Source organism: Exiguobacterium sp. PFWT01 (assembly GCF_018255795.1).
Lineage (GTDB): Bacteria > Bacillota > Bacilli > Exiguobacteriales > Exiguobacteriaceae > Exiguobacterium.
On sequence record NZ_CP073755.1, the window covers coordinates 412,561 to 427,657 of the forward strand.

Below are 15,097 nucleotides of genomic sequence, written 5' to 3' on the forward strand. Positions count from 1 at the left end.
AGAGAACGTTCGATGGATACAATAAAAGAAGGCATCTCACTTTAAGTGTGAGATGTCTTTTTCAATGCCATGTATAGTCTTTATCAACAAATAAACGATTTTTTAAGTCTGTTTTAGAAATTGAAGGATTTGGTGCATCAAGCCAATCGTAATAATCACAGGCACAGGAATCACCAAGTTCGATCGAATAGCCATTATTTATTGTATTAACAGTTATATCGAGTTCATGTTCAGCTAACGTCTTTTTCAATCGATAAATCGTGTTGTATACGTTGTGTAAGGCGCGTTGTGGTTCATCGATGTCCGGGTAAAGGGTTTCGGCAAGCACCCACTTATTAATGACCTGCTTACGATGAAAAACTAAGTAGGCAAATAACTCCTCTGTTTTTTGTGTTGGCCACTTCACAAGATTTCCATCTTGTGTTCGTACCGAAAAACGATCTAGAAATTGTATGCGACAAGATTGATTGAGATTCTTTTGTTGAATCGCCTCATAGCGCTGGATGATACGCGGAATGACGTTATGAATCATCTGCTCTGTGATGGGCTTCAACAAGTAATGCGTGGCATGCAAATTGAACGCTTCAACGGCATACTGTTGATGGGCGGTCGTGAAGACGACTTGTGTCCGTTCCGGCAAATAGGTCGCCAATTCGAGCCCCGTCATTTCAGGCATCTCAATATCTAAAAAGACAAGGTCTACCGGGTGCTCTTGAATAAAAGTGAGAGCTTGAACCGGACTTTGGAATGAACCAATCCACTCAAGAGACGGCTCCTCTTTTACAATCCGCTCCATCATCCCTAAAATATGATGTTCATCTTCAATTAAAATCGTACGCATCTAAATGATTCGTCCTTTCCTGTTTTGGTAAACGCAGGTGAATGGTGGTGCCTTTTTTCAAAGTGGAGGCTAAGTCAAACGTTGCACCATGAAGGTGTTCGATTCGACTTTTAATATTGCAAATCCCAATCCCAGATGTTTTGTTTGATACGTTTGGATCAAAACCACTCCCTGTATCTTGAACATAAATCTCAATCATTCCATTTCGTTCCTGGATAGAAAGTGTCAATCGCTTTTGTCCTGGGTGTCGATAGAGACCATGTCGCACGGCATTTTCAACGAGTGGTTGAATTAATAAAGGTGGGATCGAACAGTCGAGAAGAGATTCATCAATTTCTTTCTCAACGTAGAACGAATCACGGAATCGCGTCTGTTCAATGGCGAGATACGAGTCAATCATATCGACTTCTTGGCGAATCGATATCTCGTTTTCGGTTCGACCATTTTCAAAAATGAAGCGGACGTAAGTGCTCAAGTGACTGAGTAGACGAGCCGCATCGGGTGGGGACGTGTAACAGAGTGCAATCACATTTCCAAACGTATTGTAAAGGAAGTGAGGTTTGATTTGAGCGTTAAAGAAGGACATCTCGTGCTGAGAGGCCAACGCTTCAACTTGTTGTTTTTTCCCTTTGTCGGTAGACAGGTGAATCGGTAGAAGCAAAAACATCAATAGGAAATAGATGATGGTAAACGTATTGGCGTATAATTGCTGATTGGGCGAGACGATGAACGTCGACGTCATGATTCCGATATACCCGACGAGTTGGGCGAGTGTGAAAGTTAGTAACTCGAGCGGATTGCCTGTCTTGTACTTTTCAAGGAGCCATCCAATATTCAATCCGACCCAGAAGAACGTGATAAATAAAACGATCATCCATACAAAGTATTCATACACTTCGTAAACGGAAGAGGGCAGGAAGATGGCTAGTACAGTCAATCCATATAGTGGATATCTCGAAATGGCCAAAAACCGGTCAAATGACACACATTCCAAACATCGCGAAAACTCGATTAACATGATGATGCTCAGTATGGCTAAACTTAACGTCAACTTATCACTACCCGAGATCCACATGCCGTCTCGGGACATGATTGAAAAACTCGTCAACAAAAAGAAAGCTGTTCCGAAACCATACAACCGTTCATTTCGGTGAAAGAGATAGACGATGGCATAGAACATGGCAATCAAAAGTGAAATGAGCAACATGAAAAATTCGTAGCCGGCATAAGCGTTTTGCGTGGTCATGATGGCATGTAACGGTCCGACTAATATACTTTCTTCGATGGGTGCAAAATTACCTGCCTGTCGTTCATGTTGAATCGTCAGTCGGAATTGTTTTGTTTCATCATCGAGCAAGAGCAGAGACGGCTGCTCGACGAGACGATTGTTTCCAATTTGTATCGTTTTAACCATTTTCCCATCTATCAAAATCGTAGAAGAGGAGAGGGACTTTGGAATGAGCAAGGCATACGTACCGTTCGGCAACGCGAGATCGAGTTCATAGGTGGATTCCCGATAAGGGGTTGTAAACGGAATGGTTCGATAGGAGCGGCGATCAACTTGGGTGACAATCCCTGACTCATAGCGCCATGAGCCGTCTAGTCGCAAAATCTCTTCGTCGACAGTAGAAGAGAGAAGAGAAGCTTCGCCCTTGTTAACGGTGACGATCGGATTGATTGACTGATGTCGAATCAATAAAGTGAGACTGACGCCAACCAACATCACAAGGATGAGGATAAACGTCATTCGATTACGCGTCATGAACACATTCCCTTCAATCTTTGTGAGTTTCTTGTGAGGTCATTCCGTTATTCTTCCTAATAGGTGAATGAATTTTTGAAGTGACTCTCCGTCTCATCATCGTACCCGAACTTTTTTTGTTTGAACAGAAAAAGTCATTCACCGTACGAAGTGAGGCATTCTACGAGTGAAGGAAGAAGGCATTCCATGAAACGTTGGATTGAACAACGCATTAGTCGACAAGTCTTGACGATTTTCTATATATTGATTGCCTTAGTGTCGCTCACGTCGATTGGGACCTATTTTTATACACAGCAATCGATTCAAGAGACGACCGTAAAATTAGAACGAATCAGTGAGCAACGTGCACGGGCGACAGACCTGTTTGAAACGTGGCAATCGATGCAATACGAATTACGAGGGCACGTCCTGCTAGGAGAACGTGCACTATTAGAAGAAGTACGAACAGCTCAAACGAATATCGACGAGCAAACGACATGGTTCGAAGAACAGGCGAGAAACGCGGAAGAAGTACAGTTCGCAGAGGATGCGAGACTTCTCTTCTCGATCTATACGACACGCGTCATGCCGGCACTTGAGCAGTATGTGATTGCGAAGCAGGCAGGAGAAATCGATGAATCGTTCCTGCAGATGCGCACCGTAGGGCAATTCATGCCGAAAAATGAAACATCGACTCAGACGCGATTTAAACTGAACTCAAGTAGTGCTGCCGATATGAGTGCGAGCATCGTCGATATGGAGTCGGTCTTTACCGACTATCGACAAAATCTTGATTTTCAAGAAAGTGAATTGCGAGATGCGCTGTCAAAACAGTTAGTGAAAGCCCAATGGATGTGGCTTTTGATTCTACTCGGGGCATTGTTCATATTGTTTGTCGGGTTGCAGCCATATATTTTAAGGTTGACCAATCAACTGCAGACGCTGATGGTAAACAGTGAGCGTCTCGCGAGCAACCCGAGCGCGACACTCATCCCGATTAAACCACTGCAAAACGAAGTCGGACAGTTGTCGAAAGCGTTTAATGAGATGGCGACCTCACTTCGGACCCAACAAGATCAAGTCGATCTCGAACGTGAGAAGACCGCTCGAATTTTGCACACGATGCGCGATTCTATCGTCTACACGGAACTTAAAACGAATGAACGCTTTGGGAACAGTGCGCTCTTTGATTTATATGAACATCCGATTCCGACAACAGAACGGGGCAGTCTATATCCGATTGTGATGTATTACCCGATGTTCATGAATCAGATTGATGATCAAGAGGGACTGAATCGCTTCACGAAGCGTGCTAAAGAAGAGGGCATGTTCGATGAAACGTTCACGTATACGATGCAGGAAGGTCAGAAAACGATTCGCATGTACGCCGAACCGATTGATCTGCAAAATGAACGCGTGGGTGTCATCTTCGTGTCACGAGATATTACCCAGGAAACAGAAATCAATCGCTTGAAGACTGAGCTTGTGGCGACAGTATCCCATGAGCTTCGGACTCCTCTTACCTCGATTCTCGGTTTTTCCGAACTGCTCAAAAGTCGTCAATTGGAAAACGCGAAACGAGAACGCTATTTAGACATGATTGCGAGTGAAACGAAGCGACTCGAACGGCTCGTGAGTGACTTGTTAGATGTCCAAAAAATGGAGGCGGGTATGAGCGTACCAGACTTTAAAGTAGAGAGTCTATACGATTTATTATCAGATTTACTTGAAATCCACGCAGGGTCGACAGAGCATCATTTCTTCCACTTTGATTGTGACGAATCGTTATTCGTCGCGGGAGATCCGGCCCAATTGCGACAAGTCTTCTCGAACATCTTGAACAATGCCATCAAATATTCACCAAACGGTGGAAATGTGACGGTCGATGTCACGTGTGAAGGTGATTCGATTCGAGTTGGAATCACTGACGAAGGATTAGGTCTTTCGGAAGAAGATGCGGCACGAATCTTTGATAAATTTTATCGTTCGGCCTCGGAAGAAAGTAAACGGATCGGTGGAACCGGATTAGGTTTAGCGATCTGTAAAGAAATCGTTCAACTGCACGGTGGTACCATCTCTGTTCAATCTCAACTTGCAGAAGGAACGACGATGATTGTCGAGTTACCGATGGTCGACCATGTCAACGAAGAGAGTTCATCCTAATTTATGGGATGAACTTTTTTTGAAAAAACGGTGAATGTCACGCTCGTTTGGTACGATATAGAGAGTGAATCATGTTACAGGATGAAAGGAAGACGATTATGCTACGCGGATTATATACAGCAGCGGGAGCGATGAATGCCCTGCAACGCCAACAAGAGATTTTGAGCAACAACCTTGGTAATGTGAGAACACCAGGCTTCAAAGCGTCTGATGGCGTGGTCCGTTCATTCCCTGAGATGTTGCTCGCACAAGTCAGCAATCCGGATAACGCGAAATCGCGCGTGAAGGGAGAAGTAGGTACCCTATCAATGGGCGTCTATCTTCAAGAAACAATGCCCCGATTCTCAGCTGGAAGTATCACAGAATCCGGTAGCCCGACCGACCTGTATTTAAAGGCACCTACTGATTTTACGGGAGCCCCGATGTTTGCGGTCGAACAAGGCGGCGAGACGTTGTATACGACAAATGGACGCTTCTCGATCGATGAGGCGCTCTTCCTTCGTTCTGCGGACGGCGGATATATCCTTTCTGATGAAGGGGAACGAATCCAATTACCATCGAGCGAGTTTCAAGTAGGGAAAGATGGTGTCATCACATCGCTTGGACAAAACGTGGCGACTCTTGGTGCCTACCAAATCGATGACTTGACGACTCTTGAACAAGTCGGCAATGACTGGCGTGTGACGGGTGATGCCCCGGCGCCGGCCCAGGTCGAAGTACTACAAGGATTTATTGAAGAAGCGAACGTCAACCTCGACCAGACGATGGCAGACTTGATGATGACGTATCGTCAGTTTGAGGCGAATCAAAAGGTCGTCCAAGCGTATGATAAAAGTGCCGAGCGAGCAATCGAAATCGCTCGTATTCGTTAAGGAGGAACACCATGCAGTCCATTTATAACTCGGTCAACTCTCTGTCTCAACTTCAGCGTCAATTAGATGTGACAGGTCACAATATCGCAAACGTCGATACGGTCGGCTTTAAGCGTCAACAGGGGCATTTTGCTTCGCTATTGTCGCAGGCGTATAACAACCAACCGCGTCCTGAATTCGAAGTCGGTCGAGACACACCGAACGGGATTCGGATTGGAGTCGGGGGACATGTCGCCGATATTACACAGCAGTTCAATATCGGACAAGTACGTACGACAGATCGTGGATTGGACGTCTTTTTGAAGGCGAGCCGTCAATTTTTTGTCGTGGACACGCCGAACGGTGTCGGGGTGACTCGAAGTGGAAACATGCAATTGTCAGTCGGTGACGAGACGACGCTCGTTGATGTGAACGGGAATCCGCTTCTTGGAGATGACGGTAATCCAATCACGATGCCGAACGATGCGACGAATCAGCGCATTCGTCAAGACGGTGTGGTCGTTGCGAGTGTGAATGGCGTTGAACAAGAATTCGGACGTCTCGACATCGTAGAAGTCCGCAATACGTCGGAATTACGTCCGCTCGGAGATAACGTGTTCGCAGCGGATTTGGAGACCGAAGTCGATCGTCCACTCGGAAATCTATTGATTGAAGGGACACTCGAGTCATCGAACGTTGATTTGACGAAAGAGATGACTGATATGACAATCACACAACGAGCATATCAAATGAACTCACGGGCGATGTCAATGAGCGATCAGATGATGGGGCTTGTCACGGCGTTACGTCCATAACGCATACCGCTTCTCGAGCCGAGAAGCGGTTTTTTTATAGACAAAGGGGGAGAAGCATCAATGCGGATTGTAGTCGCGATGGATTCATTCAAAGGCTCACTTTCGAGTATGGAAGCAAATCAAGCGGTCCTTCGTGCGCTTGAAGGGCATGAGGTCACCATCATACCGATCTCTGACGGAGGAGAAGGTTTTTTGGATGCTTGGATTGCGACACATGCAGAAGGAACCATTATAGAAGAAAATGTCGTGTGCTTGGATGGAATACAGCGCGTTGCACGTTTTGGTTTCGAGCCGTCAACGAGGCACGCGGTAATCGAAGTGGCGGAAACAGCAGGATTGACACTCCTCGCTCATGTCGATCCGTGGCGCTACAGTTCAGTCGGAGTCGGTCAACAGATCGTTCAAGCGCTAGAGCGTGGGGCGAAGATCATCACCATCGGGCTCGGAGGGAGCGGAACTATGGATGGTGGGAAAGGATTGCTTGAGGCGTTGGGTGTTCGTTTTCTTGATGCGAACGGTGCTGTGTTATCGACCATTCCCCATCGACTAGAAGAAGTGGCATCAATTGATTGGTCCGGTCTTCATCCGCGTGCGCGCGAGGTCGTATGGAGAATGTCTTCCGATGTACAGAACCCATTGATTGGTGGAAGCGGAGCAGCCTATGTGTTCGGACCCCAGAAAGGATTGGCGGCAGATGTAGTGAAGCGATATGACCGGATCCTCGATCACTACGCGAACTGTTTTGAAGTGGATAGAAGAGCACTTCCTGGAGCAGGGGCGGCTGGCGGCATCGGCTTTGCACTATTGCAGCTTGGTGCAACCTACGTGAGTGGCATCGAAGAAGTGGTCAGTTGGTCTAAGCTCGAAGAACAGTTAGAAAAAGCAGATTGGCTGATTACAGGAGAGGGTAAATTTGACGCGCAAAGCTTTGAGGGAAAGGCACCGTATGGGTTGGCACGCCTTGCGAATACGCATGGGGTCCCGACCCTCGTCTTCACCGGACAGTCCGATTACACATCGCATATGGAGTCCGGCATCGTCGCCATTTTTCCGATTGTGTCTCGGATCATGACGTTAGAAGAAGCGATTTGGGAAGCAGCTCCGTTGCTGACGAATGCGGTCCAACGCGTGCGTCACCTCATTGAAAAGGCGCCACGACAGTAGTCGGGCGCCTTCGCATTCATAAAGAACGATCTTTTAGCAGATCACGAATCTCTGTCAACAGTTGCTCTTCTTTCGTTGGTGTCGGAATAGCAGCTTCCTCCACTTCTTTTTCACGCTGTAAACGATTGATGACTTTCACAATCAAGAAGAGGGCGATGGCAATCAAGAAGAAGGATACAATCTGTTGTATGAAATTGCCGTATAAAACGTCAACGCCTAAGATGCTTGCTTTTAAGCTTGAAAAATCGATTCCTCCGATAATGATTCCGAGAAGCGGCATAAAGATATCGTTGACGAGTGAATTCACGATAGCCGTGAAGGCCGCGCCGAGTACGACGGCGACGGCTAAGTCGATGACATTCCCACGCATCGCGAATTTTTTAAATTCTTTCCACATAAACAAACCTCCTGACGTTGAATAGTTTAAGCGTAGCATATTTAAAGAGAAAGGAAAAAATCGTTCGCCTTATGACAGGGAAGGATGCTTGTTCGACTTTTCTGCATAGGGTACACTAAAAAGGTAGCAATTTACGCATTTTAATACCAGGTACTAATATGATATAATTATTTTAGCTGAAAGGATGGTTGGACGTGGCGAACGATGAACAGACGAGTTCGGAAGAACAAAAAGGTTCACCAGAACAAGAGACGAAGCAGAAGAAGCGAACACGATTGTCGAATCATCGTCGATTCCCGATCTTACTGCGTGTGCTCGTTGTTTTAGTGTTGGCAATCGCGATGCTCGCCCTCGGAGCGGTCATTGGATATAGCGTCATTGGCGGAGGCGATTGGAAAGATGTATTTGACATCGAGACCTGGCGCCATATCACCGATTTTTGGCTAACCTCTTAAAGGCGGTGGATGGATGTATACAATTGAGCAAATTAAAGAAGTAATCCCACACAGATACCCGTTTCTGTTAATTGATCGAATTGTCGAAGTCGAGGAAAAGAAGCGTGCTGTCGGATTAAAAAATGTCACGGCGAATGAAGAGTTCTTTAACGGGCATTTCCCAGACTATAATGTCATGCCAGGTGTCTTGATTGTGGAAGCACTCGCACAAGTCGGTGCTTTTGCAATGTTGAAAGACGAATCGAATCGAGGCAAGCTCGCCTTTTTTGCAGGGATTGACAACTGCCGTTTCAAACGCCAAGTCGTCCCGGGTGATCAACTTCGCCTCGAGGTAGAAATCATGAAAATTCGTGGACCGATTGGTAAAGGACGTGCCGTGGCCACGGTCGATGGAGAAGTTGCTTGTGAAGCAGAACTCACTTTCGCCTTGAAGTAAGGAGAAATGGGATGCGTGCTTTAGTTATTGTGGTATTGGTCGGCTTAATGACGATTGTAGGTTGTCAGCAGCTCCAGACAGAAGAGTCGAGTGAAGAGAACGTCGTTTACGAGCAAAATGTGGATGAAACGATGATTGATAAACGTGCAGGACAGTCCGATGCAATCGCCGTTTCTCTTGAACGAACGAATAACACGACGATGCTCTTCACGATTCGAATGCTCGAAAATCGTCGTCTTGATCCGACGACGGTCATGAGTTATGAGGTCGAAGGCGAACGCGTTGCGATTCCATTTGGTGAACTGATTGCAGAGCGTGAAGAGGATATTCGGACGTATGAGTATCAGACAGACGTAGACCCGGATCTGTTCGTATCAGAGACACTTCCACTCTTCCATCTCGTTGAAGAAGGTGAATCGGAAGTCACGATACCACTCGAAGTCATTAATTCGACAAATGGTGAATAAGAAACAGGCGATGTTGTCGAAAATCGCCTGTTTTTTTGTGGAGATAAATCTATTCTATCCGATAAAAAGAGTAAGGAGAGAATGGAGGAATTTTGAGATGAAACAAAAATCAGAGTCTTTACAGACGCGCATTCTAGCATCAATGTTAGTCTTCGTCACGTTGCTCATCATTTTGTTTGGAGTAGTGCAATACTTCAGTACGAAGCATTCCGTACTCAGTACGTTACATGCGACGTTAATTGAAGATGGTGAACGGATTAGTGAATCTTTGGATGTCGATGCCTATGCATCCTTCGTAGCGAATCCGTCAAAAAATGAGCAGTATGAGCAGTTTCGTGAATACTTAGATGCATATCGTCAGCAAATTGGAGCAATGTATGTATACACGATCGCCACAGAGGGCGAGGAAGTTCGAATGATCGTGGACGGATTGAGCGAAGCGGATGCTGCGGAGATTGGTTCTCCGACTACAGCGATGACGTATGAAGGAGCAACGCCCGCATTCCAAGGTGAGACCGTCACAACCGATGTCATCGATGATCCGGAGTACGGGAAGTATGTGACGGTGCTTGTCCCGATTAAACAAGGGAACGAGGTAGTTGGGGTACTCGGAATTGATAAAGCTGCTACTGAGGTCTCCGCGATTACAGGAGATGTCTTAAAAGAGAGTTTAGTTCCAATCTTAATCGGTTTACTCGTGCTCCTTGTCGTTTCGGGAATCATCATCTGGCGTTATCTTGGCTGGAAATTGCGTCCGCTCCAAGCATTAGAGCGTGTGGCCACATCTATTGCTGAAGGTGATTTGGCGACAGCGACGACTGCGGTTGAGGGTATTAAGTTAAAATCTAATGACGAAATCAAACGTCTGACGGTGTCGATGGATAAGATGACACACATGTTAAAAGATTTGATTTCCGGCATTCAAACGTCGGCACAGACGGTACGGGATGAGAGTGGCAACGTTTCAGGTATCTCAGAAGAGGTAAATGATGCCTCTCGCCAAATTGCCTATACGATGGAGGAGATTGCGAGCGGTGTCGAGAATCAAAGTGTCTTGACGATGCGTCTTTACGGACATATGAATGAATTTTCGACACTTGTCGAGCAAACGACATCAGACGGAGAACAAGTGAGTGAGCAGGCGGAAGTCGTCAGTCGGGTGACGATGGATGGTCTACGTTACATGGAGAGTGCCGTCAATCAAATGACTCACATTCATGCGCAAGTAAAAACATCACAAGGACAAGTCCGCGACTTTGAACAACAAGCGGACGAGGTGACGGAACTGGTCACGATGATTCGTCAAATTTCACAACAGACAAACTTGCTTGCACTCAATGCAGCGATTGAAGCGGCTCGGGCCGGTGAACACGGAAAAGGGTTTGCCGTCGTCGCCTCGGAGATTCGGAAACTTTCGGATAGTGTCGCGGAGTCGGTCAGTGAAATTTCGGAAATCGTCGGAAGCGTCAAACAAAACTCGATTGCGCTCGGTCAAACCTTTACAGAGAGCATGACGGCGGCAGAGGAAGGGAAAGCGACACTTGAATCGACGAAGCGTGCGTTCACTGAAATCGAACAGAGCGTTCGTCACATGCAACAGTTGACGAGTTCGATGCGTGGCCAACTCGATCGAGTGAAGACGAACCAGGACCACATTCAACATGGACTGTCTGAAATTGCTTCGATTTCAGAAGAAAGTACGGCCGGAAATGAGGAAGTGGCTGCTTCGACGGAACAGATGTCGGCGACGAGTGAGACGATGAACCGTCTCGTAAAAGATTTGTCGAGCACGGCAGAGGACATGCAACGAATGAGTCAACAGTTCAAGTTATAAACAGTCTCACTTCAGACAGACCTCTCGTGCGTCCGCTATAATGGGCGCAAGGGAGGTTTTTTCATGCAACAATTCTCTAGTGAACTGACACAGTTTCGGGGAAGTCATTATGACTTCGGACGATTTCAAGGAAAATATATTAAGCGCAGTCAATTGCTCGAAAATCGGACGGATCAGTGGAAACTACGCGTTCCGCGATTTGAGATTGATGCCACTGAGGCGAAGGCTGCCTTCGATGAATTTGCTCCAAAGATTTGGGAAGAGTTGATTGGGTTACAAGATGAGCTGAAGCTGTCGCTCAATGACACGTTACTTCATTTCGGACATTTTCGAGTCAACAATCCAATCAGCGGCTGTTCGATTTTGACGGGGGATAACTTTCTCGTTCGGAATTACGATTATCACCCGATGACGTATGACGGTCGATACAACGTCTTTCAACCGGATGACGGGTATGCGGTCATCGGACCGGTCTCTCGTGTCACCGGACGTATGGACGGAATGAATGAAAAAGGACTTGCCATGGGCTACAATTTCATCAATCGTCGTCGACCTGGGGACGGGTTTGTCTGTCAGATGATTGGACGAATCATTCTGGAAACATGCGCGACAGTGGAAGAAGCGGTCGATTTATTAAAAGAAATTCCGCATCGTGGTTCATTCACGTACGTCGTCCACGACAAATCGTCGAAGACACGTGTAATCGAGGCGACGCCGCGAGACATCCAAGTACGGGAATCAAATATTTGTACGAATCATTTCGAGTTACTGCAACATGAAAACCGCTATCATCTCGACGATTCGACGCGTCGCATGATGGAAATCAAAGTCGTGCAACACTTGATCCAAGATGCGGAGAGCGCATTCCGTCTCATGAACGACACCGACAAGGGCGTCTTTTCAGAATTGTACAAGAGCTGGGCGGGAACGATTCACACGGCTGCTTATTTCCCAGAAACGCTCGAGACCTGGTTTGCGCTCGGTGGAGACCGTGACCCGGTCATCTTTGATTTTCAAAAATGGCTCGATGGGGAAGACTTCGACATCCATGCACTTGACGGGGAATTGGCGACAGATATCGAGTTTGCGAATACGGTTCAATTGTGGCGCTGACGTTTGTCAGTGCTTTTTTTCGATAATCGGGAATACACATAACAGGAGGGATGAAAGATGAAACGATTTGGAATCATACTCGTCATGCTGACACTTGTTACACTACTCGGAGGTTGTGTTCCGGGTGACGGGACGTACACGACGGATCCGGCAGGTTTTTTCTGGGGTATTTGGCACGGATGGATTGCACCGATCTCACTCATTTTAGGATTATTCAATGATACGTATCGTGTGTATGAAGTGAACAATACGGGCTGGTTCTATGATTTAGGATTTTACATCGCTGTCATCAGTGGATTTGGTGGATTGACGTTGACGCGGAAAAGTCGAGGGTAATCTGGAGTGACCAAACGAGGTCACTCTTTTTAAAATATTTTTTACAGTAAACGCTTGCATAAAAATATTTTTCATATTATGATTCAGGTGAAAATGATTTTAAGGAGGATTTATTCATGTCACGTCTTTTTGAACGAGCGCAACAATTCGGGAAATCGTTCATGTTGCCGATTGCTGTCTTACCGGCCGCCGGACTACTGTTAGGGATTGGGGGCGCCTTGTCTAACCCGAATACGGTGCAAGCGTACCCGTTCCTCGATATCGATTGGTTGCAACATCTATTCACCATCATGGCGGCTGCCGGTTCGATTGTATTCGCGAACTTGGCTGTGTTGTTTGCCATCGGTGTCGCTGTCGGACTCGCAAAGTCTGATAAAGGAACGGCCGGATTGGCGGCGATGCTTGGGTATTTGATTATGAATGCGACCATCAACGCAATGCTTCAGATTACTGGAGAGTTGATGGAAACGAACTTAGCGAGTGCCGGTCAAGGGATGGCGCTCGGAATTCAAACGCTTGAAACTGGTGTGTTCGGTGGGATCTTGATTGGGATTGTCACGGCGCTCTTGCATAACCGCTACAACAAGCAAGTTCTTCCACAGTTCCTCGGGTTCTTCAGCGGATCACGTTTTGTCCCAATCATCACGTCATTCGTTGCGATTGGTGTAGGGATTGGGCTCTACTTCATCTGGCCGACGGTGCAGAACGGGATTTTCTCGTTAGGTGGTCTCGTTGAAAAAACAGGATATATCGGAACATTCATTTATGGGTTCGTCCTTCGGATGCTTGGACCATTTGGATTGCACCATATCTTCTACATTCCGTTTTGGACCACTGGGCTCGGGGGCTCGATGGTCATTGACGGAACATTGATTGAAGGAACACAAAAGATTTTCTTCGCGCAGTTGGCCGATCCGAACACGACACAATTCTATGAAGGAACAGCACGATTTATGTCGGGTCGATTCATCACGATGATGTTTGGTCTTCTCGGTGCGGCGCTTGCCATGTATCACTGTGCAAAGCCGGAGCAAAAGAAAGTCGTATTCGGGCTCTTATTCTCGGCAGCACTCACCTCATTCTTGACGGGAATCACAGAGCCACTCGAATTCGCATTCTTGTTTGTCGCGCCGGTCCTCTATCTAGTACATGCTATCTTTGATGGACTTGCTTTTATGATGGCTCACATCTTTGAGATTACGATTGGTCAAACATTCTCTGGTGGGTTCATTGATTTTATCCTATTCGGGGTCTTACAAGGGAATGACAAGACGAACTGGATGCTCGTACCGGTCATCGGTGCCTTCTGGTTCTTGCTCTACTACGTAACGTTCCGTTTCCTCATCACAAAGTTCAATTTCATGACACCTGGACGATCAGATGAGACAGTAAAAACAGCAGACGTTGCGGCGTCGGATCGTACGTCAGCCATCATTGCGGCACTAGGTGGCGACGACAATATTGAGACGGTCGACTGCTGCGCGACACGCCTCCGCGTCACCGTCAACGACAATCAACATGTCCGTGAAGACTTGTTGAAAGAGACGGGCGCTCACGGGGTGGTTCAAAAAGGGAATGGAATTCAAGTAATCTACGGTCCTTCTGTTACAATTATTAAGAATGAAGTCCAAGAGGCGTTAGGCCGGGGCGAATAACGAATGTGTTGGAGGGAAGAACCGTGTGGGAGCAAATAAAACACGTGTATTCAGAAATGACGGGCAGTGAGAAAAAGATTGCGGATTATCTGATGGCGAACATGAATGAGGCAATCGAAATGAACATTACCGATTTAGCAAATGCGATTGCGACTTCACCAGGGACAATCACGCGGTTTTGCAAAAAAATCGGAGTGGGAAGTTATAGTTCACTGAAGCTCATGATGCAAAAGACGTTGACGGAAACGAATTTGCCCCAAACGACTTCGCTCGAACCGATGCAGCGGTCATATATTGAATTGATTCAGACGACCGCTCATTTAATTGATCAGGATGAACTACTTGCGATTTGTAAAGAGATTACATCGAGCCGATCCGTTCACTTATACGGATTAGGCAACGCCGGACTAGTGGCACAGGAAATGGAATACAGATTGAGACGGATGGGATTGTTGGCGACTACCGCTTTCGACAGTCACAGCATGGTCATGGACGCATCGATTGTCACGTCAGAAGACGTAGTCATTGCCTTTTCGAATAGTGGAGAAAGTCGAGAAGTCGTCCAGGCGATGCAACTCGCGAAAGAGTCGGGGTGTACGACAGTTGCATTCGTCGGTTATCAACATTCACCACTTGCTGAACTTGTCGACTATCGGTTGTTGACTGCCGGTGCCTCCGGTGAGGCATTCTTGATTAATACACAACTCCCACTTCTCTTCACAGCCGACGCGGTGACGAAGACATTGATGGAGACGAATGAAGCATTAAAAGCGCATTATCTACAAACACTTAAAGCGCTTGATCGTTTAAAAGAAAGAAGTGAATAACT

General features: G+C 46.7%; 15 protein-coding genes. 12 read left to right on the forward strand and 3 right to left on the reverse strand.

What is annotated here, in order from left to right:
• Positions 1–61: 61 nt before the first annotated feature.
• Together KD909_RS02325 and KD909_RS02330 are read right to left on the reverse strand one after the other, a co-directional pair.
• A complete protein-coding gene (locus tag KD909_RS02325; protein ID WP_159562966.1) occupies positions 62–841 on the reverse strand; it encodes a response regulator in 780 nt (259 codons plus the stop codon).
• Positions 822–2,603 carry a sensor histidine kinase gene (locus tag KD909_RS02330; protein ID WP_211782240.1) on the reverse strand — a complete coding sequence of 594 codons (1,782 nt, stop codon included), beginning with the start codon at positions 2,601–2,603 and terminating at the stop codon, positions 822–824. Before KD909_RS02330 ends, KD909_RS02325 begins: the two co-directional genes overlap by 20 nt.
• 186 nt (positions 2,604–2,789) lie before the next feature.
• Here KD909_RS02330 and KD909_RS02335 point away from each other — a divergent pair, with 186 nt between their 5' ends.
• The 4 genes from KD909_RS02335 (at position 2,790) to KD909_RS02350 (ending at position 7,575) form a co-directional block, all read left to right on the forward strand.
• A complete protein-coding gene (locus tag KD909_RS02335) occupies positions 2,790–4,745 on the forward strand; it encodes a HAMP domain-containing sensor histidine kinase (protein WP_211782241.1) in 1,956 nt (651 codons plus the stop codon).
• A gap of 98 nt (positions 4,746–4,843) precedes the next feature.
• Positions 4,844–5,617, forward strand: coding sequence for a flagellar hook-basal body protein (locus KD909_RS02340; protein WP_012727343.1), 774 nt, complete (start codon positions 4,844–4,846; stop codon positions 5,615–5,617).
• 11 nt (positions 5,618–5,628) lie between these two features.
• Positions 5,629–6,411 (forward strand): flagellar hook-basal body protein, encoded by a 783-nt coding sequence (locus KD909_RS02345; RefSeq protein WP_012727342.1) that lies wholly within the window; start codon positions 5,629–5,631, stop codon positions 6,409–6,411.
• Between the two features lie 60 nt (positions 6,412–6,471).
• On the forward strand, positions 6,472–7,575 hold the full coding sequence (locus KD909_RS02350) for a glycerate kinase family protein (RefSeq protein WP_211782242.1): 1,104 nt from the start codon (positions 6,472–6,474) through the stop codon (positions 7,573–7,575).
• 16 nt (positions 7,576–7,591) lie between these two features.
• On the opposite strand, the gene mscL is transcribed toward KD909_RS02350, so the two are convergent.
• Positions 7,592–7,972, reverse strand: coding sequence for a large conductance mechanosensitive channel protein MscL (gene mscL / locus KD909_RS02355; RefSeq protein ID WP_012727340.1), 381 nt, complete (start codon positions 7,970–7,972; stop codon positions 7,592–7,594).
• A gap of 194 nt (positions 7,973–8,166) precedes the next feature.
• On the opposite strand from mscL, the gene KD909_RS02360 reads away from it, so the two are divergent.
• From KD909_RS02360 to KD909_RS02395, 8 genes are all read left to right on the forward strand, one after another.
• Positions 8,167–8,427 (forward strand): DNA-directed RNA polymerase subunit beta, encoded by a 261-nt coding sequence (locus KD909_RS02360; RefSeq protein ID WP_012727339.1) that lies wholly within the window; start codon positions 8,167–8,169, stop codon positions 8,425–8,427.
• 13 nt (positions 8,428–8,440) lie between these two features.
• A complete protein-coding gene (fabZ, locus tag KD909_RS02365) occupies positions 8,441–8,863 on the forward strand; it encodes a 3-hydroxyacyl-ACP dehydratase FabZ (RefSeq protein ID WP_047794831.1) in 423 nt (140 codons plus the stop codon).
• Between the two features lie 11 nt (positions 8,864–8,874).
• Complete coding sequence (locus tag KD909_RS02370) at positions 8,875–9,330, forward strand: hypothetical protein (RefSeq protein WP_211782243.1); 456 nt, start codon at positions 8,875–8,877, stop codon at positions 9,328–9,330.
• A 97-nt stretch (positions 9,331–9,427) separates the two neighbouring features.
• A complete protein-coding gene (locus tag KD909_RS02375) occupies positions 9,428–11,164 on the forward strand; it encodes a methyl-accepting chemotaxis protein (RefSeq protein WP_211782244.1) in 1,737 nt (578 codons plus the stop codon).
• A gap of 63 nt (positions 11,165–11,227) precedes the next feature.
• A complete protein-coding gene (locus KD909_RS02380; RefSeq protein WP_031422286.1) occupies positions 11,228–12,277 on the forward strand; it encodes a C45 family autoproteolytic acyltransferase/hydrolase in 1,050 nt (349 codons plus the stop codon).
• A gap of 57 nt (positions 12,278–12,334) precedes the next feature.
• Complete coding sequence (locus KD909_RS02385; RefSeq protein ID WP_211782245.1) at positions 12,335–12,613, forward strand: hypothetical protein; 279 nt, start codon at positions 12,335–12,337, stop codon at positions 12,611–12,613.
• 116 nt (positions 12,614–12,729) lie between these two features.
• Positions 12,730–14,268: a maltose/glucose-specific PTS transporter subunit IIC gene (locus KD909_RS02390; RefSeq protein ID WP_159562958.1), complete on the forward strand. Its 1,539-nt coding sequence runs from the start codon at positions 12,730–12,732 to the stop codon at positions 14,266–14,268.
• 23 nt (positions 14,269–14,291) lie between these two features.
• Positions 14,292–15,095, forward strand: a complete 804-nt coding sequence (locus tag KD909_RS02395) for a MurR/RpiR family transcriptional regulator (protein WP_012727332.1) — start codon at positions 14,292–14,294, stop codon at positions 15,093–15,095.
• The last annotated feature ends 2 nt before the right edge of the window (positions 15,096–15,097 follow it).